This window comes from Hylemonella sp. W303a (assembly GCF_046452315.1).
Taxonomy (GTDB): Bacteria; Pseudomonadota; Gammaproteobacteria; order Burkholderiales; family Burkholderiaceae_C; genus Hylemonella.
Map to the genome: position 1 here is coordinate 19412 of NZ_JBKFDG010000007.1, position 25838 is coordinate 45249.

Here is a 25838-nt window from a genome sequence, read left to right on the forward strand (position 1 = left end):
CTTCAGCGCGCCTGCTTCAGCGCGCGCACGCGCAGCAGATTGCGCAGGGAGGCCTCGACGGCCGCGGCCGTGGCGACGGGCTGCTCCATCGGGAAGAGATGCGAGCCATCCAGCATCATGATGCGACCCTTGGTCACTTTTTCCGTCATCGCCATGCCGACCTGACGCATCTCCGCCGAATGCCGCCCGCCAATGAAGGCCACGGGGCATTTGAGCGGATGGCGCTTGAGCAGACTGTCCAGGTGGTGGGGCAGGGTGTTGTAGATCGCGGTTTCCACCTCGCGGCTGAAGCTCAACACGCGTTTGCCATCCTGATCGTGCATGCCGTGCTCGACATAGTCGCGCAGCACTTCGGGCTGCCAGTGCGCGAACGCTTTCTTGTGACGGAAGTGCTCATAGGCGGCGTCGGCGTCGGGCCAGTTGTCGCGTCGCTTGCGGCTGATCGCGCCCGGCGAGATGGCGCTGATCAACTGCGTGTGCTTGACGACACCCACGCTGGCTGCGCGCCAGCCGCCCAGGATGGGTGAATCGATCAGCAGCACGCCCAGGGCCAGTTCGGGGTGGCGTGCCGCCGCCATCAGGCTCAGGAAGCCGCCCAGGGAATGGCCGACCAGGAAGGCGGGTTCACCGTTTTTCTCCTGCTCGTCGCTGGCGAAGTCCGCCAGTTGCTGCACCAAATGCGGCCAGTTGCTGGTGACGGGGTAGCGCGGGTCGTGGCCATATTTCTCCACCGCACTGACGCGAAAACCGCGCTGGCGCAAGTCCTCCAGCAGCTGGCGATAGGTGCCCGCTGGAAAACCATTGCCATGCGAGAAGATGATGGGCGGGAGGTTCTGCTTCATGGATGGGCCAGCTTCTTGAGCGCGTAGAGCGCGTCCAGCGCGTCGCGCGGACTCAGGGTGTCGGGGTCGATCTCGGCCAGCCGCGCCTCGACCGCGCTGGGCACGGCCAGCGGTGCTTCTGGAGGGGGTGCGAACAAGTCCACCTGGGCGCGCGACTGAGTGGCGGACTGTTCCAAGGCCTCCAGGGCGTGTTGGGCGTGGCGCAGCACGGCGGAGGGCATGCCGGCCAGGCGCGCCACCTGGATGCCGTAGCTGCGGCTGGCCGGGCCGCTCTGGATTTCGTGCAGGAAGACGATGCCATGACCGCCCTTGCCCGGCGATCCGGCGGTCTCGGCCGCGCTGACGTGCACGTTCACCGCCGCGCGGTGCTGGCTGGGGAACTCGGTCAGCTCGAAATAGTGCGTGGCGAAGAGCGTGAAGGCCTGGGTCTTGTCGTGCAATTGGCTGGCGATGGCCCCAGCCAAGGCCAGGCCGTCGAAGGTGCTGGTGCCGCGGCCGATCTCATCCATCAGCACCAGGGAATAGGGCGTCGCGGCATGCAGGATCTGCGCGGCCTCGGTCATCTCCAGCATGAAGGTCGATTGCGCGTTGGCCAAGTCGTCCGCCGCGCCGATGCGGGTGTGGATGGCGTCGATGGGGCCGAGCCGACACGACGTGGCGGGGACGTAGCTGCCCATGGACGCCAAGAGCACGATGAGCGCGACCTGCCGCATGTAGGTCGACTTACCGCCCATGTTCGGCCCGGTAATGATCTGCATGCGCTGCCGCGGCCCGAGTTGCGTGTCGTTGGCGATGAAACTGCCTCCGCTGCTCTCGGCCAGGCGCGCTTCCACCACCGGGTGCCGCCCTGCCTCAATGGCGATGCACGGCTCCGTGACGAAGACCGGTGCGTTCCAACCCAGCGTGAGGGAGCGCTCGGCCAGCGCGCACAGCGCGTCCAGCGCGGCCAGCGCGCGGGCGTGACGCGTGAGTGTGGGCAGGAAGTCGTCCAGCTGTTCCAGCAACTGTTCGTACAGCCATTTCTCGCGCGCCAAGGCACGTTCCTGCGCGGACAGGGCCTTGTCCTCGAAGGCCTTGAGCTCGGGGGTGATGAAGCGCTCGGCGTTCTTCAACGTCTGGCGGCGGCGGTAGTCTTCCGGCACCTTGTCGAGGTTGCTGCTGGTGATCTCGATGTAGAAGCCGTGGACCTTGTTGTACTGCACCCGCAGGTTGCCGATGCCGGTGCGGGCGCGCTCGCGCGCTTCCATGTCGAGCAGGAAGCCGTCGCTGTGGGTCTGGATCGCGCGCAGCTCGTCAAGCTCAGCATCAAAGCCATCGTTGATCACGCCGCCGTCGCGCACCAAGGCGGCGGGTTCCGCCAGCACGGCGCGCGTCAGCAATTCGGCGCAGCCAGGGGGGGGGCGCAGGTCCCGCGCGAGCTCGGTCAGCAAATCAGCGCGGGTCTCGGGCGAGCCCAGGACCTCGGTGAGAAGGGGAGTGAGCGTCGCCGTTTTGGCCAAGGTCTGCGCCAGCCCAGTCAACTCGCGCGGGCGCACCTGGCGCAGCGCGATGCGCGCGACGATGCGTTCGACGTCGCTGCTGCCCTTGATCTGCTCGCGCAGCCTTTGCCACGGGCCTCCATGCGCGCTGCCGCCGGGTGCGCCCGCGCGCAGCAGCGTGATGGCCGCGATGCGGGCGGCTGCCTGCGCACGGTCGCGCGGCGGCTCCAGCAGCCAACGCTTGAGCAAGCGACTGCCCATGCCGGTCATGCAGGTGTCGAGCAGCGAAAACAGCGTGGGGGCGTCTTCTCCGCGCAGGGTCTGCACCAACTCCAGGTTGCGGCGCGTGGTCTGCGGCAAATCAATCTGCTCGTCCTGGCGTTGCACGCGCAGGCCATGCACGTGGCTGAGCGCGCGGCCCTGGGTGTGTTCGGCGTAGGCAAGCAGCGCGGCAGCCGCGGCATGGGCCTGCGCGCAGTCCTGCGCGCTCCAGGCTTGCAGGCTGGCGGCCTGCAGCAGGGTCTGAAGCCGCTCGCGCCCCAACGTGGCGTCGAACTGCCATTCGGGGCGAATCGACAGGGGGGCTGCGAGGCCACCCTGTTGCAGCGCCTGCAGGCGTTGCTCGAAGGCGGGCGACACGCCCGCGCTGTAGATCACTTCACCTGGTGCGATGCGCAGCAACCATTCGGTCAACGCCTCGGCGTCGCATTCGGCCAGTTGCACTTCGCCTTGGGTCACGCTGAGCCAGGCCAGGCCGACGCTGTTGCGCGGGCCCTGGTGCAGGGCCAACAGCAGGGATTCGTTTTTCTCGCCGAGCAGGGCACTGTCGGTCAAGGTGCCTGGGGTGACCACGCGCACCACCTTGCGCTCGACCGGTCCCTTGGCGGTCGCCACGTCGCCCACCTGTTCGCAGATGGCCACCGACTCGCCCAGTTTGATCAGGCGGGCCAGGTAGGTTTCCACCGAATGGAAAGGCACGCCGGCCATGACCACCGGTTGGCCAGCGGATTGGCCGCGCTGGGTCAGGGTGATGTCCAGCAACCGGGCGGCTTTTTCAGCGTCCTCATAAAACAGTTCGTAGAAGTCCCCCATGCGGTAGAAGAGCAGCGTGCTCGGGTACCCGGCCTTCAGGCTCAGGTACTGCTGCATCATGGGGGTGTGGGCGGAAAGGACGGTCGCTTCGGAGGGGGCTGCGGGCATACGGGCGCGAGTCTATCAACAGGGCCATGGATTACCATTTGGTCACATAATGAAACAAAAAAGCCGGGAATTCTTTCCCCACAAGGCTTGGTGACTACAGCAATCAGGGATTTCATGACAGCTTTCAACGACAGTAAGGCGCGTGACCCGGGCGGTGGCCCGCGAGACGAGGACAACGCGGCGGGGGACGGCTTGTTTCAGGCTGTTTTTGATAGAAGTCCAGGCGCTACCGCCCTGATCCGGCAGACGGATGGGTGCGTGGTCCGCGCCAATCAAGGATGGTTGGCGCTGACAGGTTGCACCCTTGAAGAGGTGCAGGGGCGCCATTGGGTGGAACTTGGCTGTTGGGTCGACGCGCAGGAGCTGCAAGAGTGTTGGGCTCAGATGGCCACCCACGGTCGCTTGAAGGCCCGTGAGGTGCGGGTCTGGTTCACTGACCGTGGGCGCGGGCCGCACCGTGCTCGGATCCAAGCCTCCTTGCTGGATGGGTCCCGGGTATCGGAAGGGCGTCACATCCTGCTTTCCCTGGACCACGTTCCCGCCGCGCGCGACACCGGGGACATTTCGGTTTCGGGCGTGGTGGCGCAGGACGTCGCGAATGACCGACTTGCGGCACAGCTGGACCTGTATGCGCTGACCGAGGAACTGGCGCGGGTAGGGCACTGGAGCAGCGATGGCAAGACCGTGTATTTTTCCCCGGGCTTGCAGAAGATGTCGGGCGCTCAGACGCCCGCCATGTTGACGGTCGAGGAGGCCCGCCGCCGTATACACCCCGAGGATCTTCAAACCTACTTGGCAGCGCGTGAGGCGATGGACGGGCGTGTGTTCGAGTACCGAATCGTGGGGCCGAATGGCGACGTGAACTGGCGCCGCGCCCGAATTCACCGACATCGCAACAGCGATGGCAGCTTCTTGGATTTTGGCGTCATTCTCGACGTGACGGCCGAGACCGAGGCCGCCCTCGTGCTGCGCGAACAGCTCGCCTTCATCGAGAAGATCACCAGCCACGTGCCGTTGATGCTTTTTTTGTACGAGCGTCGTAGCGATGGCACCGAGGTCTTTCCCTTTCTCAGCCCCGGTGTGCGGAAGTTGTTTGGCGTGGACGCCGAGGAGGCTCGACGTGATGCCTCGTTGCTGTTCAAACGCCTGCATCCGGAGGACCGCGAGGGCGTGCGCCACAGCATGGACGCGGCCCATTTCGATGGGGGCATCTGGTCGCATGAATTCCGCATCATTGGTGAAGACGGGTGGGAGCGTTGGCTGCTGGGCCACGCCATCAACCGTTTGGAGGGGGATCATCTGGTCGCTTATGGGTCTGTCTCGGACATCACCGACCGCAAGCTGGCGGAGCAACGCCTGCAGGACAGCGAAGCCCGCTTCCGCAGCTTGACGGATTTGTCCTCCGACTGGTACTGGGAAACGGACGAGCAACTGAGATTCATCCATTTCGTCGGCTACCAGCAAAACAAGATTCTGCGCAGCGAATCCGAAATCCTGGGCAAGACTCGCTGGGAAATCGGTGCCCTCAACATGAGCGAGGAGGACTGGGCCGTCCATCGACAAGTGCTGGAATCACGCCAGCCCTTCCGTGACTTGGAACTGCTGCGCATGGGCGCTCATCGCCAGCAGTACTGGGTGTCCATCAGCGGCGCTCCGATCTTCGACGAGCGTCAACGCTTCCGCGGCTACCGTGGCATCGGGCGCGACATCAGCGACCGCAAGCGTGCCGAGGGGGAGACCCAGCGCCTGGCGTTCTACGACACGCTGACGGGACTGCCCAACCGCCGCCTTTTGCTGGATCGATTAGCCCAAGCCCAAGCCACGTGCGCGCGCACCAAGCGGCATGGCGCGCTCTTCTTCTTGGACTTGGACAACTTCAAGGATCTCAACGACACCCTGGGCCATGACGTGGGCGACCTGCTGCTCAAGCAGGTCGCGCAGCGGCTGCTGAGTTGTCTGCGCGAGAGCGACACCGCGGCGCGCCTGGGCGGCGATGAGTTCGTCGTCATGCTGCTGGAGTTGGACGAGGATGAGAACGACGCAGCGGCGCATGCCGAGCGCGTGGGCGAGAAAATCCTCAAGCGGCTGAATGCGCCGTATGAGCTGGCGGGGCGGCAGCACAACAGCTCTCCCAGCATCGGCCTCACCGTGTTCAGCGGCGGCACCCTCGGCGTCGACGAGCTGCTCAAGCGCGCCGATCTCGCGATGTACCAGGCCAAGGCGGCGGGACGCAACACCCTGCGCTTCTTCGACCCGCAAATGCAGGCGGCCGTTTTGGCCCGTGCCGCGCTGGACGCGGATATGCGTCAAGCAGTTCAGAACAAAGAACTGCTGTTGCACTATCAGCCCGTGGTCGATGCGGCCGGTGGCGTGCGCGGGTACGAGGCCTTGCTGCGTTGGAATCACCCCCGCCGGGGCTTGTTGGCGCCCGGCAGCTTCATCGGGCTGGCCGAGCAGAGTGGCCTCATCCTGCCCATCGGGCAGTGGGTGCTGCGCGCTGCTTGCCACCAACTCGTGGCGTGGAGCCGGGGCCTGGACACCCAGGGTCTGAGCCTCGCCGTCAACGTCAGTGCCCGCCAGTTCCGCCAGCGTGATTTCGTGGACCAGGTGCTGGCGGTGATCGACGAGACTGGCGTCAATCCTCAGCGCTTGCGGCTGGAGTTGACCGAGAGCCTGCTCATTTCGGAGGTGGAAGATGCCATCCGCAAGATGGCCGAGCTGCGTGCGCGCGGCGTGCGCTTCTCGCTCGACGACTTCGGCACAGGCTATTCGTCGCTCAATTACCTCAAGCGCCTGCCCTTGGATTCGCTCAAGATCGACCGCAGCTTCGTCAGTGATGTGCTCACCGACCCGAACGATGCCGTCATCGTGCGCACCATTTTGGCCCTGGCGCAGAGCATGGGGTTGCAGACCGTTGCCGAAGGCGTCGAGACCGAAGGTCAGCGCGATTTTCTGCGGGACAATGGCTGCACCCTGTTTCAGGGCTATTTGTTCGGCCGGCCAGGATTGCCCGGGCATTGACGCGACGCGCGGGCGACAAAGTGCTTGCCGTGAACACGAGGGATGCCGGGCCTGCCGCACAAGGGCCCGTGTCGGGTTGGGCGCGTGATCGCCCGCGAGGTCTGATCTCTCCTGCACAAGAACACGCTGTGAATACGCTGAAGGCGCCGCACATTCTGGTGGTCGACGACGATCCCGCCATCACCGAGATGGTGGGGCACTACCTCTCCGAACATGATTTCAAGGTCAGCGCCGCGCGCAACGGCGCGGAGATGCACCAGGTGCTACGCCAGTCCACGGTTCAGCTCGTTCTGATGGATCTGCGCCTCAAGGGGGAGAGTGGCCTGAACCTCGCGCGTGAACTGCGTGAGCGACGGTCGCTGCCCGTGATCATCCTGACCGGTCAGTCCGAAGAGGCGGATCGGGTCATGGGGCTGGAACTCGCCGCCGATGATTACGTGGTCAAGCCCTTCAGCCTGAGAGAGCTGCTGGCGCGTATCCGCGCCGTGTTACGTCGCTACGCCTCAGCCGTTTTCGAGACCGGAGCGATCTCCACCCATCCTGCCCCCGGGATTCGGGCTTACCGTTTTGAAGGTTGGGAGTTGAATCTGCGTCTGCGCCGCTTGCGCGCACCCGATGCACGCGAGATTGAACTCAGCGTGGGTGAATTCAGCTTGCTGCACGCCCTGTGCCGTGCTCCTGGCCGGGTGCTCAGCCGCGATCAGCTGCTCGAGATGACGCGCCGCGACGCGGGCGCCGTGTACGACCGCGCCATCGATGTGCAAATCCTGCGGTTGCGACGCAAGATCGAATTGGACGCCTCAACGCCCCGCTACATCCGCACGGAACGCGGCGCGGGCTATCTTTTCGACACGTCAGTCGAGCCCATGATGTGAGCGCTGTAGGTTTCAGCTGCAACAGGACAGCCCAGCTGAAACGGCGTTGAAATCAGGCGACTTGCCGCCTGCGTTTCAATGTGGCACAGACACACCGCAGTCCCAGGGAGTCATGTTCGAAATGTTGGAATGGGTGATCGTCGTCGAATTCGATCCACTGGTGCGCGCGTTGCTGGTCGAATGGCTGGAGGAGATTCGGCCAGACGTTCTGTCGTTTGACGGTCGGCAAACCTTGCCAGCCGTCGGCGCTAGCCTGGTCGTCGTTGACCTGGGCAACGACAGGCGGCAGGGCGCTGACAACATCCGCCGCCTGCGCACGATCTACCCTGGGGTTCCCCTGCTGGGGCTTTCCACTCACGCGCGCGAGGGAATCGCCGCAGGCGGTGAAGCGGCTCGCAGACTGGGCGTGGACATGCTCTTGCCCAAACCCTGTGAGCGGGAACTGCTGCTGCAGGCTGCGCGAGCCCTCATGGCCGCGACCTAGGGCCTGTTCACACTTGAGAAATTGGTGTGAACAGCCCCTAGTCTTGTCCCAGATCGCCATGCAAAACCGCACTTGTCTGATGCGATACGCGGTCATTTTTGCCGGCGTGGCCTTCACGCTGGTGTTCGCTGGTTCCTCGGCCTATGACGCGTGGTACCAGCGAGACCAGATCTACCAGGCCTCGGAGCGGGAGCTTGGCAATTTTTCCCGGCTATTGGCCGTTGAAACAGCGCGCAGCGTGCAGACTGTCAACGTGCTCTTGCGTGACACGGCGTGGTGGTATCAGCAACAAGGTCGCCATCTGCGAGCCGACGACGTCAACCGAACGCTGAGCACTTTGTCCGAGCTTGTACCTCAGGTGGCGGTGTTGAATCTGATCGACGCCAGCGGCGCGCAGCGCTATCGGTCCTCGCCCCTGAGCCACCCATCCGCTGACTTCACGCGGCGCCCGTATTTCCAGGTCCATCGCGACAACGAAGATGCAGGTCTCTACATCAACGCACCTCAGTTCTCGCAGGCCATCGGCCGCATGGGCTTGGTGATGTCACGTCGCATCAACGACCTGCAAGGGCGTTTCGCGGGCGTCGTCTCGGCGACTGTGCGGCTGGACCAGCTTTGCGCGACCTATGACAGCATCGATTTCGGCAGCCAGACCGAAATGCACGTGACCTTCCTTGATGGCACCCCTGTCATCTCACCTGTCCCGCGTGGCGAGGGCATGCCCAGCTCTCCTCCAACGCGAGTGCACGCAGGGTTGGATGGACTTGTGCCCCCGGATGACGGAGGGTTGCACCTGCGGCGGGTCACTGGCGACCGCCCCAGGGTGGTCGCCGCCGCGCGCGTGCCGGGTCATCCCTTGGTCATTTATCTTTCGCGTGACGAGGCCGAGATCCTACGGGGATGGCATTCGGAAACTCAGCACATGCTGGTCCGGACGTTGATTCTCTCTGTGTGCGTGCTGCTCTCGGTCTTGCTGGCCATGCGCCAGTTGCGCAAGCTGGACCAGCATGAACAGGCGCTTTCCTTGAGCGAGCAGCGCTATGCCTTGGTCATGGATGCGGCCAACGAAGGTCATGCCGAGTGGGATTTGCAGCACGACACCATCTACCTCTCCCCGCGCTGGCGGGAGATGCACTTCATCGAAGATGGTGCTGATCTGTCCTTCGAGCAGTTCCGCGCGATGAAACGCGTCCACCCCGAGGATCGCGACGTGCTCATCGCTGCCATGCAAACGCATTTGCGAGGGGAAACCCGCTTCTTCGAGGCGGAGTACCGGGTCAAGGATGGCCAAGGCGATTGGCATTGGATCCACGCCCGCGGTTGTGTGCACGGCGACTTGCCTAAAGATTGTTTCCGCTTCTACTGGACAACTCGGGATGTCAGTCATCGCAAGGCCGCCGAGGTGGAAAAGCGCCAACTGGAAGCCAAGCTTTTGCGAGCCCGCCACCTGGAGTCGTTGGGAACCATGGCGGGCGGCATCGCCCATGATTTCAACAACATCCTGGGTGCCATCCTGGGATATGGCGAGATGGCGCAGCGACTTGCCGTTCCCGAAAGCACGCAGGCTCGCTATCTGGATCGCGTCATGCAAGCCGGGCATCGGGCCAAGGCGCTGGTTCGGCGCATCATCGATTTCAGCCGCAGCGGATATGGAGAGAAGACGCGCGTTGCAGTTCAACCCCTGGTGGAAGAGGCGATGGCCTTGCTCGCGCCAACTCTGCCTCAGGGGGTCGTGCTACGCCCTTGTCTGTCGGCGCCCCGGGTGGCCATCCTGGGCGAGGTGTCCCAGGTGCACCAGATCGTGATGAACCTTTGCACCAATGCCATCGCGGCGATTGAAGGCTCTGGTACCGTCACCGTGTCCTTGTCCCAGGAGCACATACAGACTGAGAAGCACTGTTGTCATGGCGTCTTGAAAGTCGGCGATCATGTCCGTCTCCAGGTGCAGGATACCGGACGAGGCATGGAGGCCCAAACCTTGGACCGGGCCTTCGATCCCTTCTTCACCACCCGACCCGTTGGCGAGGGGGCTGGATTGGGCCTCTCCGTGGTGCACGGTATCGTCGCGGACCTGGGCGGGACGATCGACGTTGTGTCTCAGTTGGGCCGGGGTTCGACTTTCACCATTTGGTTGCCTTCTCACGGGCAGCTTGATGCCGTGCCACACGAGTCGCCGCCGCCACCGCCAACGGGCCGAGGTGAAACGCTCATGGTGGTGGACGACGAACCCGCCCTGGTCGAACTGCTTGAGGATTCACTCGCTGCATTGGGCTACGAGGCCGTTGGTTACACCTCCAGCACCAAGGCCGTCCAGGCCTTCCATGCCGATGCCGATCGCTTTGACTTGGTTCTGACCGATCAACAGTTGCCGGAGTTGAGCGGTACTGAGTTGATCTCGCAGCTCAGGATCTTGCGTCCTTTGCTTCCCGTGGTCTTGATGACGGGCCATGGCGGCTCGGGGTTGGAGCCGCGCATCGAGTCGGTCAACATCGATGCCGTCCTGCACAAGCCCGTGTCGGTTCGGGACATCGCGATCTGCGTCGCCCGAGTGCTGAAGTCCGCAAGCGATCGTCGAGTGCAAGGCGACACAGGATCGGCGTCGCAAAGCGCCGTGGGTGGCGATGCGCCTGGCTCTGGCAAAGCGCGGTGATTCGTCGGCCCGGGCCTGTCTGTCAGACAACCCGGTCGTGATCACAATCCGCAGGGTCGAACACGGACTGCTGTTCTGATCGCTTGCTCTCGGGTTGAGGCTCCAGCTCGCTTGCCGAAGGAACCTGTTACGACTTTGTTGCACTTCGATCAAGTGCCTGACCCTGCGCATTGTTGCGGTTGAAATTCGTAACACCTGATCTGAAATCGTTCATCAACAAAAGCCTTTCACAGTTGCTGAGTCACAGGGTCACAAGCCCTGCATGAGCACTGTCTTGTTCGGATGGCTCCCATCGCGGTCGCGCGGAGTGTCCCGATGGAGGTCATTCATTTCTATTCCAAATTGGAATTGAAAGCATTCGAACTTTTCACTTCTCATACGCGACGCGCAAATCTAGACTCGGCGCGCTCCTGCTTCAAGGTAGGCAAGGGGTGTCACGGCGCGTCACATGCTCTGTGCATGCGCCCGCCGATCCGAGTCCGATGCACTGGCAGATTTCAGACGGTTGCGGCCGGGACGCCGCTGTCCGTGAAGGTTGAGAAACCCATTCGCACATCGGTACCGGCAATGAATTCCATTGGTTTTCCCAGGCGGCCCAACGTTGAATTCCGCCACCTGCGTGTTTTTGCGGAAGTGGTTCGGCATGGAGGATTCACGCGCGCGGCGGAAGTCATCCACGCGACGCAATCAACAGTCAGCAAGGTCATCAGCCAGCTTGAGAACGAAGTTGGCAAGCCCTTGTTGCGACGTCATCGACGCGGCATCGAACTGACCCGTGTCGGGGAGATCGTGTACCGCCGTGCCCAAGTGATGCTGGCGCAGCGCGAGCTGCTGGCGGACGAACTGCACGCCCTGGCGGGTAGCCCTTACGTCACGCTCAAACTGGGGTTTTCGCGCATGGAGACGAGCACCTTCTTTGGGCGCGCGCTCGCGGAGTTCCGCCGTCGTTACCCCGACGTGGAAATCTCCATCGCCGTCGAGTCAGAGAACCAGATCGTGCGCCGCCTGCTCAAAGGGGATCTGGACCTTGCGGGATTGGTGTCGCCTCGTGACCCAGGACTGGAAGTGTTGGAGCTGCAGCGCGAGCCGGTTTACGTGGTGGTGTCCCGCGAAAATCCGCTGGCCTTGCGCACCCGGATTGGCATCAACGACCTCAAAGACCAGCAACTCGTGCTGTTCGAGGAGAAGTGCCAACTCAATGAGATGGTGGTGGGCGCTTTGGCCCAAGCTGGCATTCTGGCACCCGTGGCCATCAAGACCTCGCAGGTCGGTCTCATCCACGAACTGGTGGCCGAGAACATCGGCGTCGGATTTCTGCCCAGGGCATTGGCGCTCAACCGCCTGCACCCCATGGTGGTCGCCCTGCCGCTCGAAGGTTTCCAGCCACAGTGGATTTACACCCTGGCTTGGGCCCGAGCGGCGCGTCTTACTCCTTCGGCGCGCACCTGGATCGCAGTGGCTCGGTCCGTGCACGCCTTTGCGGAACTGTCGGGGGACCTGCAATGACGATGTCGAGGTTTGATTCCCGCGTTGCACGCCGTGCATGCCCTGCATGCCGATTCTTCATTTTCTCCACCCACGCCCCCCAATTCGACTCAACCCAAACACCGAAGGAAAGTCAGGGGGGAACAAAGGGCCGTGTCGTGGGCGACGGCATCCGACCGTTCAGTGAACGATGCATTGGCCATTTGACCTCTGGGAGCGCGCTGGCATGAACAACGCTCGCGAACGGACGTCCCTCAATGCAAGTGCACAGCGAATTCGTATCGAATGGATCTTGGCAGGCCTGCTGGTCTTGCTCAGCGTCTTGCTGTGTGCATTTTCGGTGCTGAGCGAGCGCAATCTGGTTCGCTCCCTGGCTTCTGAACGCCTTATGGGCCAGACGCTCGCGATCGAAGGGGGGCTGCTCAGGCGCATGCAGGGGGCCCGCGCGACGCTGTTTCAAATTCGCGAGGCGTGGCAGGCCTCAGACCGCGGGGCCAGCATGGCCTTGCTTACCGCGTTCCGTTCCCTGGTGCACGGCGTGCAGCGCGCCGTGATCATCGACCGCGAGGGAACGGTCTTGCTCAGTGCGGGCCTCTATTCCTCGCCGTGGGTCGCGGAGGTCGATTACTTGCAGGGCCTGGCTGACATGAGGGACTCCGACCGCGTCTACACACGGGCGCTGCCGGATTCCCTCATTGGCGGTGCCACGTTGCGGCTGACCCTGCCGATCTTGGATACATGGGGACAAGCGCGGCAATTCGTCCTGGCGGAGCTGAGCGCGGATTACTTCAACATGCTCCAGCGCATGGTGCTGGAGACCGACGACACTTGGAGTTCCCTCAGCATGGCCGATGGCACCCTGCTGGGCTTGCTCGCCAGCGATCCGCAGTCCGCGCAAGTCGCGGCGATCTGGCGTTTGGATGGGATCGGGTCAGCGTTGGGCAGCGGCCCCGCGCCTGGGGTGCATATCCTCGATCCCGCTGGCCAGCCGCGCCGTTTGCTGGTCCGGCGCACTGTGGGTTCTAGCGAGCTGATGCTCGACCAACCCTTGGTCTTGACCCTGAGCCGGGAACTGCGGCCGGTGGATGCTGCCTGGCACCGGCTGGCGACTGTGTACGCGATCACTCTGGTGGTGCTCGTCGTGGCGGGCTGTGGCATGCTGCGCTTGGCGCAAATCCGGCGCGCGCGTTGGGAGGGACTGGTGCATGCACAGGACCACGAGCGCGTCGAAAATGTGCAGCGCATGGAGCTGGCCTTGGAAGGCGCCGTGCTGGGTCTGTGGGAGCTCTCAATTCCCGACGATCGCATGCGGGTTGACGCCCGCGCGGCAGCGATCCAGGGCTACCAGCTCGGTGAGCTCGACACGCGCTGGCATGACTGGCGCGAGGACCTCCACCCCGACGACGCGGGTCTTTTCCTTCAGCAGTTTGCGCAGCATTTGGAGGGCCACACCTCCAAGTTCGAGGCCGAATGTCGCTTGCGCCGCAAGGACGGGGGGTGGGTCTGGGTGCAATGCCAAGGCCGCGTGATCGAGCGTGACGCCACGGGACAGGCGCTGCACTTCCTGGGCACGCGCATGGACATCAGCGCACGCAAGCAGCACGAGACGGAAATCGAACGACTGGCGTTTTATGACAGTCTGACCGGCCTACCCAACCGGCGCCTGTTGCACGAGCGGCTTGACCGTGGCCTGATAGCCAGTGAGGAGAGGGGGCAGGTCGGCGCCATCGTTCTCATTGATCTGGACAACTTCAAAAGCCTCAATGACACCTTGGGGCACGATCTGGGTGATCAGCTGCTGGTGTCTGTGTCCGCGCGCTTGCGCCAAATCGTGCGTGTCCACGACACGGTGGCTCGGCTGGGCGGGGACGAGTTTGTCCTGTTGCTGGAGTCGCTGGGCAGCAGCATGGCCGAAGCCCGTCGCAACGCGGAGACCTTGGGGCGCGATCTGTTGCAGCGACTGTCCTATCCCTACCATCTTGCGGGCAGGCAGATCTACAGTACGCCCAGCTTGGGCATCACCTTGTACGCAGGGGGGGCCAGCAAGTTGGACGATTTGCTGAAGCAAGCCGACATGGCGATGTACGAAGCAAAGGCTCAGGGGCGCAACACCTTGAGCTTCTTCGAACCCAAGATGCAGGTGCAGACCAGCGCGAATGCCCAACTGCAATCTGATCTGCATCGGGCGCTGGAGCGTTGCGAACTACTGCTGCACTACCAGCCCATCCTGGATCGCGACCGCCGCATCATCGGCGTCGAGTCCCTGGTGCGTTGGCAACATCCCGAGGCAGGCATGGTGTCGCCAGCCCGCTTCATTCCCGTGGCCGAGCAGTGTGGCTTGATCTTGCCCTTGGGCGACTGGGTGCTGGAGCAGACCTGTCGCCAACTGGTGTCCTGGGCGGCCCATCCGTCCACTGCGGATTTGTTTGCGGCGGTGAACATCAGCGCACGGCAACTGAGCCAGCCCGACTTTGTGGTCAAGGTTCTTGAGACGGTGCGTCGCACGGGGGCTGCTCCAAGTCGGCTCAAGCTGGAGTTGACCGAGAGCATGTTCTTGCTCGACGTGGAAGGCGTGATCGAGAAAATGTCCGCGCTCAAGAGCCAGGGCATCGGCTTCTCGCTCGACGATTTCGGCACAGGGTATTCGTCGCTGTGTTATCTGCAGCGCCTGCCTCTGGACCGGCTCAAGATCGACAAGTCTTTCGTGAGTGACCTGCCACACAACGCCAACAGCGCGACCATTGGTTCCGCAATCATCGGCCTGGCCCACAACCTGGGGCTTCAGGTGATCGCAGAAGGGGTCGAGAACCAGGGGCAATTGCAGTTCTTGCTGGAGGGGCAGTGCGATGCTTTCCAGGGGTATTTTTTCTCGCCCCCGTTGCCCGTGGAGGAGCTGGAACGTCGGCTTTCCTCTGGTTCAGATCAGATCGCCCTGGATGCTCTTGCATAAAGATTGCGGTGCATTGACACGCGCATTCCCCTGAGATGCAATGAAAGGGCGCCGCGCTCCAGTTTTCACGGAGCGCGACCCACTCAGGGAGTGCATTCATGAGTAACTTCAGGATCTCGACCCGGCTGTTGATACTGTTGGGCGTGCTTTCTGCCTTGCTGGCTTTGATCGGGGCGGTGGGGCTGTACGGTTTGAATCGAACCAGTGACGGACTCAGGACGGTTTACGAAGATCGAACCGTTCCGGTTTCCCAGTTGGCCCGGATCGATGCCTTGATGCAGCGCAACCGGACCCTCGTACTGATGACCGTGATGTCTCGTGACGCGGACAGCGTACGAAGCAACTCCGAGTCCATCGAGTCGAACATCGCGACCATCACCAAGAGTTGGCAGCAGTACATGGCGACCATGCTCACCGAGGAGGAGTCCCGGGTGGCCAAGCGTTTCGCTGAAGTTCGTGGACGCTACGTTGCCGAGGGCTTGCGACCGTCCATCGCTGCCATGCGCGCGGGGGATTTCACGCAACTCGAGTCCTTGGTGAAGGACAAAGTCTTGCCGCTGTATGAGCAGGCCAACCAGTTGTCGCAGCAATTGATCAACATCCAGCTGGACGTGGCCAAGCAGGAATACGAGGAGGCGATAGCGCGCTATAGGACCATTTTCGCCACCGCAGTCCTGGTCATCGTGCTGGGCATCGCCTTTGCTTGGCTGTTCGGGATCACACTGATCCGCAGCATTGCGCAGGCGCTGAACCAGGCGGTCACGCTGTCGGAGGCCGTGGCTCAAGGCGACCTGACCCGAGAGGTTCAAGTTCAGGGGCGGGACGAAATCGCCCGGGTTTTGCAATCCCTGGATGTCATGCAGCGCAACCTCGCCAATTTGGTCCTGCGTGTTCGTGATGGCAGCGAAAGAGTCTCCATGGCCAGCGCCGAAATCGCCCAGGGAAATCAAAACCTGAGTTCGCGCACCGAAAGTCAGGCCAGCGCCTTGGAGGAGACCGCAGCCTCGATGGAGGAGCTGTCCTCGACCGTGACGCAGAACGCGGACAACTCGCGCCAGGCCAATCAGCTTGCGCAGAAAGCGTCGTCCGTCGCTGTGCAGGGAGGCGAAGTCGTGACCCAGGTGGTCGAAACCATGAAGGGCATCAGCGAGGCGAGCAAAAAAATCTCCGACATCATCAGCGTGATCGATGGCATTGCCTTTCAGACCAATATCCTCGCCTTGAACGCGGCAGTGGAAGCGGCTCGCGCGGGTGAGCAAGGTCGCGGCTTCGCGGTGGTGGCCAGCGAGGTGCGCAGTCTTGCGGGGCGCAGCGCGGAAGCCGCGAAAGAGATCAAGGCGTTGATCTCTGATAGCGTGAACCGCGTGGATGCGGGCGCCGCCTTGGTGGATCAGGCCGGCAGCACCATGCAAGAGGTGGTGATCAGCATCCGGCGCGTGACCGATTTGATGGGGGACATCAGCGCCGCCGGCACCGAGCAAAGCCAGGGGATGGCGCAAATCGGTGAAGCGGTGCAACAGATGGACCAGGTCACCCAGCAGAACGCGGCGTTGGTGGAGGAAATGGCGGCGGCAGCCAACAGCCTCAAGAGTCAGGCCCAGGAACTGGTGGACTCGGCGTCCATCTTCAAGACTGGTTCACAGGACCTGTTGCCGGGCGCCTCCAGCATTGGCATGCCTGAGGCGCTGGAGCCTCGCGCACAGGGCGCTGCTTCGCCGCCCCTGGGTCTTCGCCGCAGATCGCCTGCGAGGTCGCTGACGGCTTCGATGCGTTAACGCGGTGCTTTGCCGTCCCGTGCGCGGTAGGGTGGCATCCGCGGACAGTGCAACACCTGGTCTGGGGTGTTCAGGTCAGGCGGCCGGACGCGACAGTTTGAGCTTCTCGGCATTCTGGCGTGCCAACGCCTTCTCTTCCGCGCCCGCGAACTTGCTGTATTTGTTGAGCAGCGGCACCATCTGCCCGTAGATGCGTGGGTTCGCGGCCAAGCATTCCTTGTGCTCCAGGAAATCCGGTTCGCCAGTGAAGTTGCCCACCAGACCGCCGGCTTCGGTGACCAGCAGCGAGCCTGCGGCCACGTCCCAAGGCGAAAGACCGGTCTCAAAGAATCCGTCGGTGCGGCCTGCGGCCACGTAGGCCAGGTCCAAGGCTGCCGCGCCCGGACGGCGCAGGCCCGCGCAGCGCTGCATGATGTCGCTCATCATCGCCAGGTAGCTGGGGAAGTCGTCGCCCTTTCGGAAAGGGAAACCCGTGGCGATCAGACTTTGCTCCATCTGAGTGCGCTTGCTGACGCGGATGCGCCGCTCGTTGAGGAAGGCGCCGCGGCCCTTGGTGGCCGTGAACAGGTCGTTGCGCGTTGGGTCGTAGACCACGGCCTGCTCAACCTTGCCATTGACGGCCAGCGCGATGCTGACGCAATAAACAGGGAAGCCGTGGATGAAGTTGGTGGTGCCGTCCAGCGGGTCGATGATCCAGACGAAATCCGAATCTTGCGCGCCGCGCGTGCGGCCGGTCTCCTCGCCCCAGATGGCGTGGCCGGGGTAGGCGGTCAGCAGGGTCTCGATGATGGCTTCCTCGCTCGCATGGTCCACCTCGGTCACGAAATCGTTGACCTGCTTCTGCGAGACCCGCACGGACTCAACGTCCAGGGCGGCGCGGTTGATGATGGCGCCAGCGGCGCGTGCGGCCTTGATGGCCACGTTGAGCATGGGGTGCAGGGTGGACGACATGAGTTGTGGGGAGGAGCGTGACGGCGGCTGCGCCGGGAGGGCTTGGCGATGCAAGCCGATGAGGGACGGAATTTTACTGCGTGTGCCTGTCGTGTGTGTTTTGGGTGCGTTGTGCCTGCTTGTTCAGCCTGGGGGGCGGACGCGGGAGCCGGGCGCGGCGGCCCGGACGCTCATGGGGTGATGGTCGGCTTGCAGCCGACTGCGCGTTGACGGACGGCGTTTTGCCCTGGCCGATGCGGAGTCTGCGAAGCAGACCGCCTCCATAGGAGCGCTCCGGCCCCAGGGCCACGGCTTGCGCCTACCCACCATTCCGACCTGCCAATGCAGGCCAGCGACAATCGGCGCCATGACCGTGCCTTTCCGAACTCGCTTCGTCCTCATCGAACCCAGCCACGCCGGCAACGTGGGCGCCGCCGCCCGGGCCATCAAGACCATGGGTTTCGAGGAGCTGGTGCTGGTGCGCCCACGCTGGGCCAATGTGCTGCGGCGCCAGGAAACCATCGAGCGCGCAAGCGGCGCCAATGATGTGCTGGATCGCGCTCGCATTGTCGAGACCCTGGACGAGGCGCTGGACGGGATGACCCATCTCTGCGCCACCGCCATGACGCCCCGCGACTTCGGTCCGCCCACGCGCGCGCCGAGAGCGCATTTCGCGCAGTTCGTGGCGGCGGCGCCCCCGGAGGAGAACCAGGGCATCGCCTTCCTCTTCGGTTCGGAACGCTACGGCATGAAGAACGAGGACGTGTACCGCGCCCATGTCTGCCTGAGCATTCCGACCCATCCTCAATTCGGATCGCTCAATCTCGCCGCTGCGTTGCAAGTCATTGCCTACGAATGGCGGCAGGCGCTCTCTGCCCAGTTCGGTGGATTCGAGGTGGCGTCGGCCACCGCACCTCCGGTGTTGGCGGATTCGCCCCAAATCGCCGGTCTGTTGACCCATCTGGAACAAGCCCTGGTGGCAGTGGATTTCCTCGACCCCGCCGCGCCCAAGAAGCTGATGCCGCGCCTAAATGCCTTGTTCAACCGGGCTCAGCTGACGCAGGAGGAAGTCCATATCCTCAGAGGTGTCGCGAAGGCCATGCTCGAAACCGCCGCCCGGGCCAAGGGATAATTCCTCCCCCGCATAAGCAAAGAAGATTTCCTCATGTTTGCCCGCCTGCGTTCCGACATTCAGTGCATCCTCGAGCGTGACCCCGCTGCGCGCAGCGCCTGGGAGGTGCTGACCTGCTACCCCGGCCTGCACGCGCTGATGTTCCACCGTTGGGCGCATGCGTGCTGGACGCATGGTTTCAAGTGGCTGGGGCGTTTCATCTCGCATTGCAGCCGCTGGCTGACGGGCATCGAGATCCACCCGGGCGCCAAGATCGGCGAGCGCGTCTTCATCGACCATGGCATGGGCGTGGTGATCGGCGAGATGGCCGAGATTGGCGATGGCTGCACGATCTACCAGGGCGTGACCCTGGGCGGCACCTCGCTGGTCAAGGGCGCGAAGCGCCACCCGACGCTGGAGGCCGGCGTGATCGTGGGCGCGAATGCCTGCGTGCTGGGCGGATTCACGGTGGGCGCGGGCGCGCGCATCGGTTCCCTGGCCGTGGTGACCAAGCCGGTGCCCGCCGGTGCAACGGCCGTGGGCAACCCGGCGCGCATCATCGAAGCGCAAGGAGACGCCAAGCGTGAAGAGGCTGCGTCGCGCATGGGCTTCTCGGCCTATGGCGTGACACACAGTGACGACCCCTTGTCGCAGGCCTTGCGCGGCCTGATTGATAACGCGGCTGGGCAGGACCATCAGATCGCGCTGCTCTGGCAGGCGATCGAGAAGGTCTCTGCTGGGCAGAAACCCCGGGATTGCGTGCCCGAGGACGCTGCGCGTGAGGAGTGCTTCGAGCGCGAGAAGCTGAGTCAGTTGGTCGGTAAATAAGACACGGGTCTTGTCTTGTCCGCTGGGGTGGGGAGCAAGCCAGCACTGTGGGTGGAGCCCGAGGACGCGGGGTGACTGCTCCGCGGCTGTCCTCCTTCAAAGACCTCCCGTTCTTTGAATTCCCCCTTGATGCCGCTGCGCAGTCACCCCACGCCCTCGGGCCGGTGGTGTTCGTGGTGATCTCTTTCCGCGATCCTGGTGATTCTCCAATTACATAGCCGGAGCCTGAGCGTTGGGGGCGAAGGCCAAGCGAAGTAAAGGAGGAGCCCAGGCAACGCCTGGGCGGGGGACATGAGCGCAGTCTTTGCCCCCAACGCTCAGGCGATACAGCAGCGTTGGCGCAATCAGCCAGTCACTTCAGATCTTGCGCGGCAACCGAGCCGCCAGCACGTTCAGCGCCAACCCGCCTATGACCAAGGCCGTGGCCGCCACCTTCCAGCTTTGTAGCTCTTCACCCAGCAGCAGGCTGGACGCGCCCATACCGAAGATGGGGATCAGCAAGGCCATCGGCGTGATGGTGGCCGCCGGGTGGCGTGCCAGCAGCCAGCCCCAGGCGCCGAAGCCGAACAAGGTGTTGCCCGCCGCCTGCCAGAGTACCGCACCCCAGGCGGCCAGGCTGATGTGAGGGAGCGTGGCGGCGATCTGTGCCGGGCCTTCAAACCACACAGCACACAGCAGCAAAGGCGGCATCGCGAAGAGGCTGCTCCACACCATGAAGCCCAGCATGTCCACCTTGCCAATGCTGCGCGATATGAGGTTGGCGCAGGCCCAGGACAGGGCACCGCCCAAGGCGAGCGTCAGACCCAGCGGCGTGACATCGGCATGGTTCTGGTCGAAGCTCTGCCAGGCGATCAGCATGAAACCCAGGGTGGCGATCGCCAGCGCCGCCAGCTGGGGCAAAGCCATGCGCTCATGCTGAACCACCGCCACCAAGAGCAGCGTCATGAACACCTGCGACTGCATGAGCAGCGAGGCCAACCCCGGCGAAATGTCCTGCCGCATGGCAAGGAAGAGCAGGGCAAATTGCAGGCCCATGAACAGGCCGTAGCCAATGAGATGCCGCCACGCCACGGCGGGGCGCTTGACGAACAGCAACAGGGGCAGGGAGCTGAGCGCGAAGCGCAGTGTCGCGAACAGCAGCGGGGGCATCTCACCCAGCCCGACCTTGATGACGACGAAATTGGTGCCCCAGACCGCGACCACGGTGAGGGCGAGCAGGAGATGAGAGAGCGGCAAGTTCTGGCGGGCGGTTAAGACGCAGGGGGCGGCGGGCCTGCGTCCGGACCCGCTTCTTCAATTCAAAACCGATTGTGCCACCCATGCGTAGAGCGGTATGCCCAGCAGGATGTTGAGCGGGAAGGTCACGCCCAGCGACATGCCGAAGTACAGCGCAGGCTGGGCCTCGGGGATCGCATGCCGCAAGGCTGCCGGCACGGCAATGTAGGACGCGCTGGCCGCGAGCACCATGAGCAGGATGGCGTCCCCGGTTGGCACGCTGAGCCAGCGGGCTAGCAGTAGGGCCAAGCCCGCATGCGCGAGGGGTGCGAGCACCGCGTAGCCCAGCAGCCAGGGGGATTGACGCGGCAGTTGCCGCAGGTTGCGCGCGGTCAGCAGCCCCATGTCGAGCAGGAAGAAGGCCAGCATGCCCTTGAACAGGTCGCCCGAGAACGGTTGCATCGCCACCTTGCCGGCTTCGCCCGACAGCATGCCGATCACCATCGCGCCCAGGAGCAGCATCTGCGCACCGTCGGTGAGTGATTCGCGCAACATGGGTCCGATGCCCACGCTGGTGTGGGCCGGCGTGGCGCCTGGCGACAAGGTCGCGCCGATCTGCCGCCGGTGGGCATTGGCCAACAGCACGGCCAGCACGATGGCGGGCGACTCCATCAGCGCCATGGCGGCGGCCATGTAGCCCCCATAAGCGATTTGCTGGTTATCCAGAAACTGGGTCGCGGTGACGAAGGTGACCGCGCTGACCGAGCCGTAAGTGGCCGCGAGCGCCGCGGCGTCGAAGGGCGATACCAATCGCCGCAGCAAGCGGTAGCCGAGCAGCGGCACGGCCACCGCGAGCAGCAAGGCGCAGCCCAAACTGATGGCGACCTCACTGGTCAGGCCGGAGCGCGACAGCGCGAAGCCACCCTTGAGGCCCAGGGCCATCAGCAGGTAGAGCGACAGGAAACGGGAAATCGGCGCGGGGATTTCGAGGTTGGATTTCAGGGCCCCTGCCAACATGCCGAACAGGAAGAAGAGGATGGCGGGATCAAGCAAGTTCTGCATCGGTTCACTCCAGATGCGCAGATGATGCGAGGGAGAGCATCAAAAGTAAAATCGATATTCAGGCATTGATGCATAGAGATTTATCTATGAATGTGACTTTCCGCCAGCTGCGCCTCTTTCTTGCCTTGGCCGAGACCGGTAGCGTCAGCGGAGCAGCCCGTGCCATGCACGTGACCCAACCCACGGCCTCCATGCAATTGCGCGAGATCAGCGAGGCCGTGGGCCTGCCGCTTTACGAGGTGGTGGCGCGCCGCGTGCACCTGACCGAGGCGGGCCTAGAGTTGGCGCGCACGGCGCGGCGCATGGCCAGTGAGTGGGACGCTTTCGGTCAGACCATCGATGGCTTCAAGGGCTTGACGCGCGGACGGCTCAAGGTCGCGGTGGTCAGCACTGCCAAGTACTTTGTTCCGCGCTTGCTCGGGCATTTCTGCGGCCGTCATCCCGAGGTGGAGGTCGCGTTGGAGGTGCTCAACCGCGATGGTGTCGTGGGCCGCCTGCGCGAGAACCTGGACGACCTCTACATCATGTCTCGGCCGCCCGCTGAATTGGATCTAGAGGACCAAGTGTTCCTGCCCAATCCCCTGGTGCTGATCGCCAGCACGACCCATCCGTTGGCCCGCAAGCCGGGGCTGCAGTTGCAGGATGTGCGTGGCACCCGCTTCATCTTGCGCGAGCAGGGCTCGGGCACGCGGCTGGCCACCGACGCGCATTTCCGCAAACAGCGTTTCGCACCGGAGCTGCGGATGGAGCTGGGGAGCAACGAGGCCGTGCGCGAGGCCGTGGCGGGTGGGCTCGGCCTGGCGGTGATCTCGGTGCACGCTTTGGCGCCTCGGCCGGGCACGCAGGGCGTGGCCGTGCTGGACGTGGCGGGGTTTCCCATCGCGTCGCAGTGGCACATCGTCTACCCCAAGGGCAAGCGCTTGACGCCGATCGCGGAGGTGTTTCGCCAGCAATTGCTGGCTCAGGCCGGGCAACTCGTGCCACAAGCCCAGGCCTCGCGTTGAGGGGGATGTGGGCGCGCGGCGTCCACCCGCGCCCCGGTCAGGTTCAGACCGTGGGGCGAATGGCCGATTTGGGGCGGAAGGATTTGCAGACCTCGTCCCGGGTTTCCAGGTAGGGGCCGCCGATCAAGTCCACGCAGTAAGGCACGGCGGCGAAGATGCCGGGCACGATGGACTTGCCTTCTGCGTCCTTCAATCCTTCCATTGTTTCCTGGATGGCCTTGGGCTGACCGGGCAGGTTGATGATCAGGCTCTTGTCCCGGATGACCGCGACCTGGCGCGACAAAATGGCCGTGGGCACGAAGCGCAGGCTGATCTGGCGCATTTGTTCGCCGAAGCCCGGCATCTCCTTGTGCGCGACGGCCAGCGTGGCTTCGGGTGTGACGTCGCGTGGCGCAGGGCCGGTGCCGCCCGTGGTGAGTACCAATGAGCACCCCGCGTCCACCAAGCCGATCAAGGTCGCGCTGATCTGCGATTCTTCGTCGGGGATCAGCCGCGATTCGAAGGTGATGGGGTTCTTCAAGGCACGCGAGAGCCAATCTCGCAGCGCAGGCAGCCCCTGGTCTTCGTAGACACCGCTGGACGCGCGGTCGCTGACGGAGACGATGCCGATCCGCACCGGGTCGGCGGCGCGGGCGTCTTGAGGGGCGGTGGCGATCTCACTCATCGTCGCGGACCTCGTCCATCGCGGGATCGGTCTCGTCCACCGCACCGGCGAGTTGCGCGCGCAGCAGCTGGAACAGCTCGCGGTAGGCCCGCCCCTGACGCGGGGCCTTGCCCTGCGAGATGGCGGCTTGGTCCGCGGGCACGGCGTCCTTGCGCGCCTGGCGCACCAGGGCGCGCAGTTGCTGGCTGTCGGTGGCGGGGAAGTCGCTCATCCACCGCGCCAGAGCCGTGTCGTCGGCGATGAGCTGCTCGCGCCATTGTTCGGCGGTGTGCAGCAGGGCGGTTTCCTGGGCCGAGGGCAGATGCTGCTCGGCCAGCGCGGCACGGGCGGCTTCCAGCGTTTCGGGCGGCAACTGGCGCATCAGTTTGCCCACGAACTGGCTCTGGCGGCGCCGACCCTCGAAATTCGTGATGCGCTGCAGCTCGTTCAGCGCGTCCAGCAGCTTGTCAGGCAGGCCCAGACGGCTCAGCAAGTCAGCGCGCAGCGTGAGCAAGGCCTCGCCCAGTTTTTGCAGCTCCGTGCTTTCGCGCTTGAGATCGGTCCGGCTGACGTCGACATCGCCCTTGAGTTCGCGTTTGAGTTCCAGGTCCAGTTCGCTGCCTTCCGCGACGAACTGACCTTTGACGTAATAACCTTTGGTGGGCTTGCGGGACATAGCCCGGAATCATAGCCTTGCCCACGGCGACGCCCTGGGCCCTGAACCCTGGCCTCAGCCGCTCGCCTGCCCAGGGACGTCTATCGGGAACCGGGCGGTGGGCTCGGGTCGGACGCTTGACGAATCCTCGGTCTTTATTTAACCTATAGGTAAATTAGCTGATTGGTTAAATTAAAAAGGTGACACGCCCATGCCCGACGGACTCAGCCAGACTTTCGCGGCACTCGCGGACCCGACACGCCGGGCCATCCTGGCGCAGCTCGCGCGCGGGGACGCGAACGTCTCCGATCTCGCGCAACCGTTCATGAGCGACATGAGCCTGCCCGCCGTGACCAAGCACCTCAAGGTGCTGGAACGCGCGGGCTTGGTGCGCAAGACCCGCGCCGCGCAATGGCGCACCTGCTCCCTCAATCCACAGCCCTTGAAAGACGCGACGGACTGGATCGAGGAGTACCGCCGCATGTGGGAAGCCAGCCTGGACCGCTTGGGCGACTACCTGCAAGAACTGCAGGCCGCTCAACCCCTGGCCTCAGAACCGGGGGAGTCCGAGCGGCCCCCCCCAACCAAATCCAAAACCGAAAGACAAGGAAAACGCCATGCAGGCAAAGCCCAATGAAATCCGCATCGTCCGCGTCTACGACGCGCCCGTCGCACTGGTCTGGGACGTTTGGACCGATCCGCGGCATGTGGCGCGGTGGTGGGGACCGCGTGGCTTCACCCTGACCACGCACCACAAGGACTTCCGTGTCGGCGGCCATTGGCGCTACACCATGCATGGCCCCGATGGCAAGGATTGGCCGAACTACACGCGTTACCTGGAGATCGTGCCTAACGAGAAGATGGTCTATGACCACGGTGCGAGCGACGAGAACGCGCCACCCTTGTTTCGTGTCACGGTCTTTTTCTCCGAGCTCAAGGGCCCGGCAGGGTCGGGCCCGGCAGGGTCGAAAACGCAGATGGACATGACGATGGCCTTGGCCACCGCGGAGGCCGCAGAACAGACCCGCCAATTCATCAAACAGGCGGGCGGCAACTCCACCTGGGATCGCCTGGCCGAATACCTCGGTGAACACCCTTTTCAAGGGCAGGCCAAGCGAGCTTTCTTCATCAGCCGCTCGTTCAAGGCGCCCATCGCGCGCGTGTTCGAGATGTGGCGTGACCCCCAGCATCTGGCGAAGTGGATGGCGCCCAGGGGCGCGAGCATGACGGTACGTGGTGACATCGCGCCGGGCAAGAGCCTGTATTCCACGATGAAGGGTGAGCATGGGACCATGCACGGTCGAGCCACGTACCGCGAGGTCTCGCCCCCGATCACGTCCGAGGTCCATGCAGAGCAAGCGCGCATCGTCTATGAACAGCAGTTCACCGATGAACAGGGCCAGGTCGCCCGGCATCCCATGGCGCCGACTTGGCCCGAGACCCTGCTCACGACGGTGACCTTCGTGGAGGAATGGTCGAACGAGACCCGCGTGACCATCGAATGGGAGCCCCTGGAAGCCAGCGAGGGCGAAATCCAGACCTTCGTCGACGCGCGTTCCGGCATGACCGCAGGCTGGACGTCCTCGCTCGACCAGTTTGAAGAGGCCCTGCGGGTCTGAAGGGACCTTGG

At 63.9% G+C, this 25838-nt stretch carries 19 protein-coding genes; 12 read left to right on the top strand and 7 right to left on the bottom strand.

Features of this window, described 5'->3' with window-relative positions:
• Positions 1–2: 2 nt before the first annotated feature.
• The gene (locus ACLBKS_RS13595) at positions 3–842 is read right to left on the bottom strand and encodes an alpha/beta hydrolase (RefSeq protein ID WP_410193347.1); all 840 of its coding nucleotides are present in this window, start codon (positions 840–842) and stop codon (positions 3–5) included.
• Positions 839–3472 (bottom strand): DNA mismatch repair protein MutS, encoded by a 2634-nt coding sequence (gene mutS / locus ACLBKS_RS13600; RefSeq protein ID WP_410193348.1) that lies wholly within the window; start codon positions 3470–3472, stop codon positions 839–841. The genes ACLBKS_RS13595 and mutS overlap by 4 nt, the downstream gene beginning before the upstream one ends.
• Positions 3473–3634: 162 nt before the next feature.
• Between mutS and ACLBKS_RS13605 the strand changes: the two genes are divergently transcribed.
• From ACLBKS_RS13605 to ACLBKS_RS13635, 7 genes are all read left to right on the top strand, one after another.
• Positions 3635–6541 (top strand): EAL domain-containing protein, encoded by a 2907-nt coding sequence (locus ACLBKS_RS13605; RefSeq protein ID WP_410193349.1) that lies wholly within the window; start codon positions 3635–3637, stop codon positions 6539–6541.
• Between the two features lie 128 nt (positions 6542–6669).
• Complete coding sequence (locus ACLBKS_RS13610; protein ID WP_410193350.1) at positions 6670–7416, top strand: response regulator; 747 nt, start codon at positions 6670–6672, stop codon at positions 7414–7416.
• Between the two features lie 112 nt (positions 7417–7528).
• Complete coding sequence (locus tag ACLBKS_RS13615; RefSeq protein WP_410193351.1) at positions 7529–7900, top strand: hypothetical protein; 372 nt, start codon at positions 7529–7531, stop codon at positions 7898–7900.
• 58 nt (positions 7901–7958) lie between these two features.
• Complete coding sequence (locus ACLBKS_RS13620) at positions 7959–10550, top strand: ATP-binding protein (RefSeq protein WP_410193352.1); 2592 nt, start codon at positions 7959–7961, stop codon at positions 10548–10550.
• Between the two features lie 567 nt (positions 10551–11117).
• Positions 11118–12056: a LysR family transcriptional regulator gene (locus tag ACLBKS_RS13625; protein WP_410193353.1), complete on the top strand. Its 939-nt coding sequence runs from the start codon at positions 11118–11120 to the stop codon at positions 12054–12056.
• A gap of 205 nt (positions 12057–12261) precedes the next feature.
• Positions 12262–14985 (top strand): putative bifunctional diguanylate cyclase/phosphodiesterase, encoded by a 2724-nt coding sequence (locus tag ACLBKS_RS13630; RefSeq protein WP_410193354.1) that lies wholly within the window; start codon positions 12262–12264, stop codon positions 14983–14985.
• Between the two features lie 98 nt (positions 14986–15083).
• The gene (locus tag ACLBKS_RS13635) at positions 15084–16760 is read left to right on the top strand and encodes a methyl-accepting chemotaxis protein (RefSeq protein WP_410193355.1); all 1677 of its coding nucleotides are present in this window, start codon (positions 15084–15086) and stop codon (positions 16758–16760) included.
• Between the two features lie 75 nt (positions 16761–16835).
• On the opposite strand, the gene ACLBKS_RS13640 is transcribed toward ACLBKS_RS13635, so the two are convergent.
• Entirely contained in the window at positions 16836–17711 is an 876-nt protein-coding gene (locus ACLBKS_RS13640) for an inositol monophosphatase family protein (RefSeq protein ID WP_410193356.1), read from the bottom strand.
• A 346-nt stretch (positions 17712–18057) separates the two neighbouring features.
• Here ACLBKS_RS13640 and ACLBKS_RS13645 point away from each other — a divergent pair, with 346 nt between their 5' ends.
• Together ACLBKS_RS13645 and cysE are read left to right on the top strand one after the other, a co-directional pair.
• Positions 18058–18822, top strand: a complete 765-nt coding sequence (locus ACLBKS_RS13645) for an RNA methyltransferase (protein ID WP_410193357.1) — start codon at positions 18058–18060, stop codon at positions 18820–18822.
• Between the two features lie 33 nt (positions 18823–18855).
• Entirely contained in the window at positions 18856–19629 is a 774-nt protein-coding gene (cysE, locus tag ACLBKS_RS13650) for a serine O-acetyltransferase (protein ID WP_410193358.1), read from the top strand.
• 357 nt (positions 19630–19986) lie between these two features.
• Here the strand turns inward: cysE and ACLBKS_RS13655 are convergent, their stop codons facing one another.
• Both ACLBKS_RS13655 and ACLBKS_RS13660 read right to left on the bottom strand, forming a co-directional pair.
• Entirely contained in the window at positions 19987–20865 is an 879-nt protein-coding gene (locus ACLBKS_RS13655) for an EamA family transporter (protein ID WP_410193359.1), read from the bottom strand.
• Between the two features lie 57 nt (positions 20866–20922).
• On the bottom strand, positions 20923–21906 hold the full coding sequence (locus ACLBKS_RS13660) for a sodium-dependent bicarbonate transport family permease (RefSeq protein ID WP_410193360.1): 984 nt from the start codon (positions 21904–21906) through the stop codon (positions 20923–20925).
• Positions 21907–21992: 86 nt separating this feature from the next.
• Between ACLBKS_RS13660 and ACLBKS_RS13665 the strand changes: the two genes are divergently transcribed.
• Positions 21993–22910 carry a LysR family transcriptional regulator gene (locus tag ACLBKS_RS13665; protein WP_410193361.1) on the top strand — a complete coding sequence of 306 codons (918 nt, stop codon included), beginning with the start codon at positions 21993–21995 and terminating at the stop codon, positions 22908–22910.
• A 43-nt stretch (positions 22911–22953) separates the two neighbouring features.
• Here ACLBKS_RS13665 and mog read toward each other — a convergent pair whose 3' ends face one another.
• Together mog and yjgA are read right to left on the bottom strand one after the other, a co-directional pair.
• Entirely contained in the window at positions 22954–23574 is a 621-nt protein-coding gene (gene mog / locus ACLBKS_RS13670) for a molybdopterin adenylyltransferase (RefSeq protein WP_410193362.1), read from the bottom strand.
• A complete protein-coding gene (gene yjgA, locus ACLBKS_RS13675; RefSeq protein WP_410193363.1) occupies positions 23567–24229 on the bottom strand; it encodes a ribosome biogenesis factor YjgA in 663 nt (220 codons plus the stop codon). Before yjgA ends, mog begins: the two co-directional genes overlap by 8 nt.
• A 190-nt stretch (positions 24230–24419) precedes the next feature.
• On the opposite strand from yjgA, the gene ACLBKS_RS13680 reads away from it, so the two are divergent.
• Both ACLBKS_RS13680 and ACLBKS_RS13685 read left to right on the top strand, forming a co-directional pair.
• Positions 24420–24845, top strand: coding sequence for an ArsR/SmtB family transcription factor (locus tag ACLBKS_RS13680; RefSeq protein ID WP_410193364.1), 426 nt, complete (start codon positions 24420–24422; stop codon positions 24843–24845).
• Positions 24826–25827, top strand: a complete 1002-nt coding sequence (locus ACLBKS_RS13685; protein ID WP_410193365.1) for an SRPBCC domain-containing protein — start codon at positions 24826–24828, stop codon at positions 25825–25827. The genes ACLBKS_RS13680 and ACLBKS_RS13685 overlap by 20 nt, the downstream gene beginning before the upstream one ends.
• Positions 25828–25838 lie beyond the last annotated feature (11 nt).

Excerpts from the sequence above, each read along its gene's own strand:
- ACLBKS_RS13595 (WP_410193347.1), bottom strand. The coding sequence starts at position 842 with ATGAAGCAGAACCTCCCGCCCATCATCTTCTCGCATGGCAATGGTTTT.
- mutS (WP_410193348.1), bottom strand. The coding sequence starts at position 3,472 with ATGATGCAGCAGTACCTGAGCCTGAAGGCCGGGTACCCGAGCACGCTG.
- ACLBKS_RS13605 (WP_410193349.1), top strand. The coding sequence starts at position 3,635 with ATGACAGCTTTCAACGACAGTAAGGCGCGTGACCCGGGCGGTGGCCCG.
- ACLBKS_RS13615 (WP_410193351.1), top strand. The coding sequence starts at position 7,529 with ATGTTCGAAATGTTGGAATGGGTGATCGTCGTCGAATTCGATCCACTG.
- ACLBKS_RS13620 (WP_410193352.1), top strand. The coding sequence starts at position 7,959 with ATGCAAAACCGCACTTGTCTGATGCGATACGCGGTCATTTTTGCCGGC.
- ACLBKS_RS13625 (WP_410193353.1), top strand. The coding sequence starts at position 11,118 with ATGAATTCCATTGGTTTTCCCAGGCGGCCCAACGTTGAATTCCGCCAC.
- ACLBKS_RS13630 (WP_410193354.1), top strand. The coding sequence starts at position 12,262 with ATGAACAACGCTCGCGAACGGACGTCCCTCAATGCAAGTGCACAGCGA.
- ACLBKS_RS13635 (WP_410193355.1), top strand. The coding sequence starts at position 15,084 with ATGAGTAACTTCAGGATCTCGACCCGGCTGTTGATACTGTTGGGCGTG.
- ACLBKS_RS13640 (WP_410193356.1), bottom strand. The coding sequence starts at position 17,711 with ATGTCGTCCACCCTGCACCCCATGCTCAACGTGGCCATCAAGGCCGCA.
- ACLBKS_RS13645 (WP_410193357.1), top strand. The coding sequence starts at position 18,058 with ATGACCGTGCCTTTCCGAACTCGCTTCGTCCTCATCGAACCCAGCCAC.
- cysE (WP_410193358.1), top strand. The coding sequence starts at position 18,856 with ATGTTTGCCCGCCTGCGTTCCGACATTCAGTGCATCCTCGAGCGTGAC.
- ACLBKS_RS13660 (WP_410193360.1), bottom strand. The coding sequence starts at position 21,906 with ATGCAGAACTTGCTTGATCCCGCCATCCTCTTCTTCCTGTTCGGCATG.
- ACLBKS_RS13665 (WP_410193361.1), top strand. The coding sequence starts at position 21,993 with ATGAATGTGACTTTCCGCCAGCTGCGCCTCTTTCTTGCCTTGGCCGAG.
- mog (WP_410193362.1), bottom strand. The coding sequence starts at position 23,574 with ATGAGTGAGATCGCCACCGCCCCTCAAGACGCCCGCGCCGCCGACCCG.
- yjgA (WP_410193363.1), bottom strand. The coding sequence starts at position 24,229 with ATGTCCCGCAAGCCCACCAAAGGTTATTACGTCAAAGGTCAGTTCGTC.
- ACLBKS_RS13680 (WP_410193364.1), top strand. The coding sequence starts at position 24,420 with ATGCCCGACGGACTCAGCCAGACTTTCGCGGCACTCGCGGACCCGACA.
- ACLBKS_RS13685 (WP_410193365.1), top strand. The coding sequence starts at position 24,826 with ATGCAGGCAAAGCCCAATGAAATCCGCATCGTCCGCGTCTACGACGCG.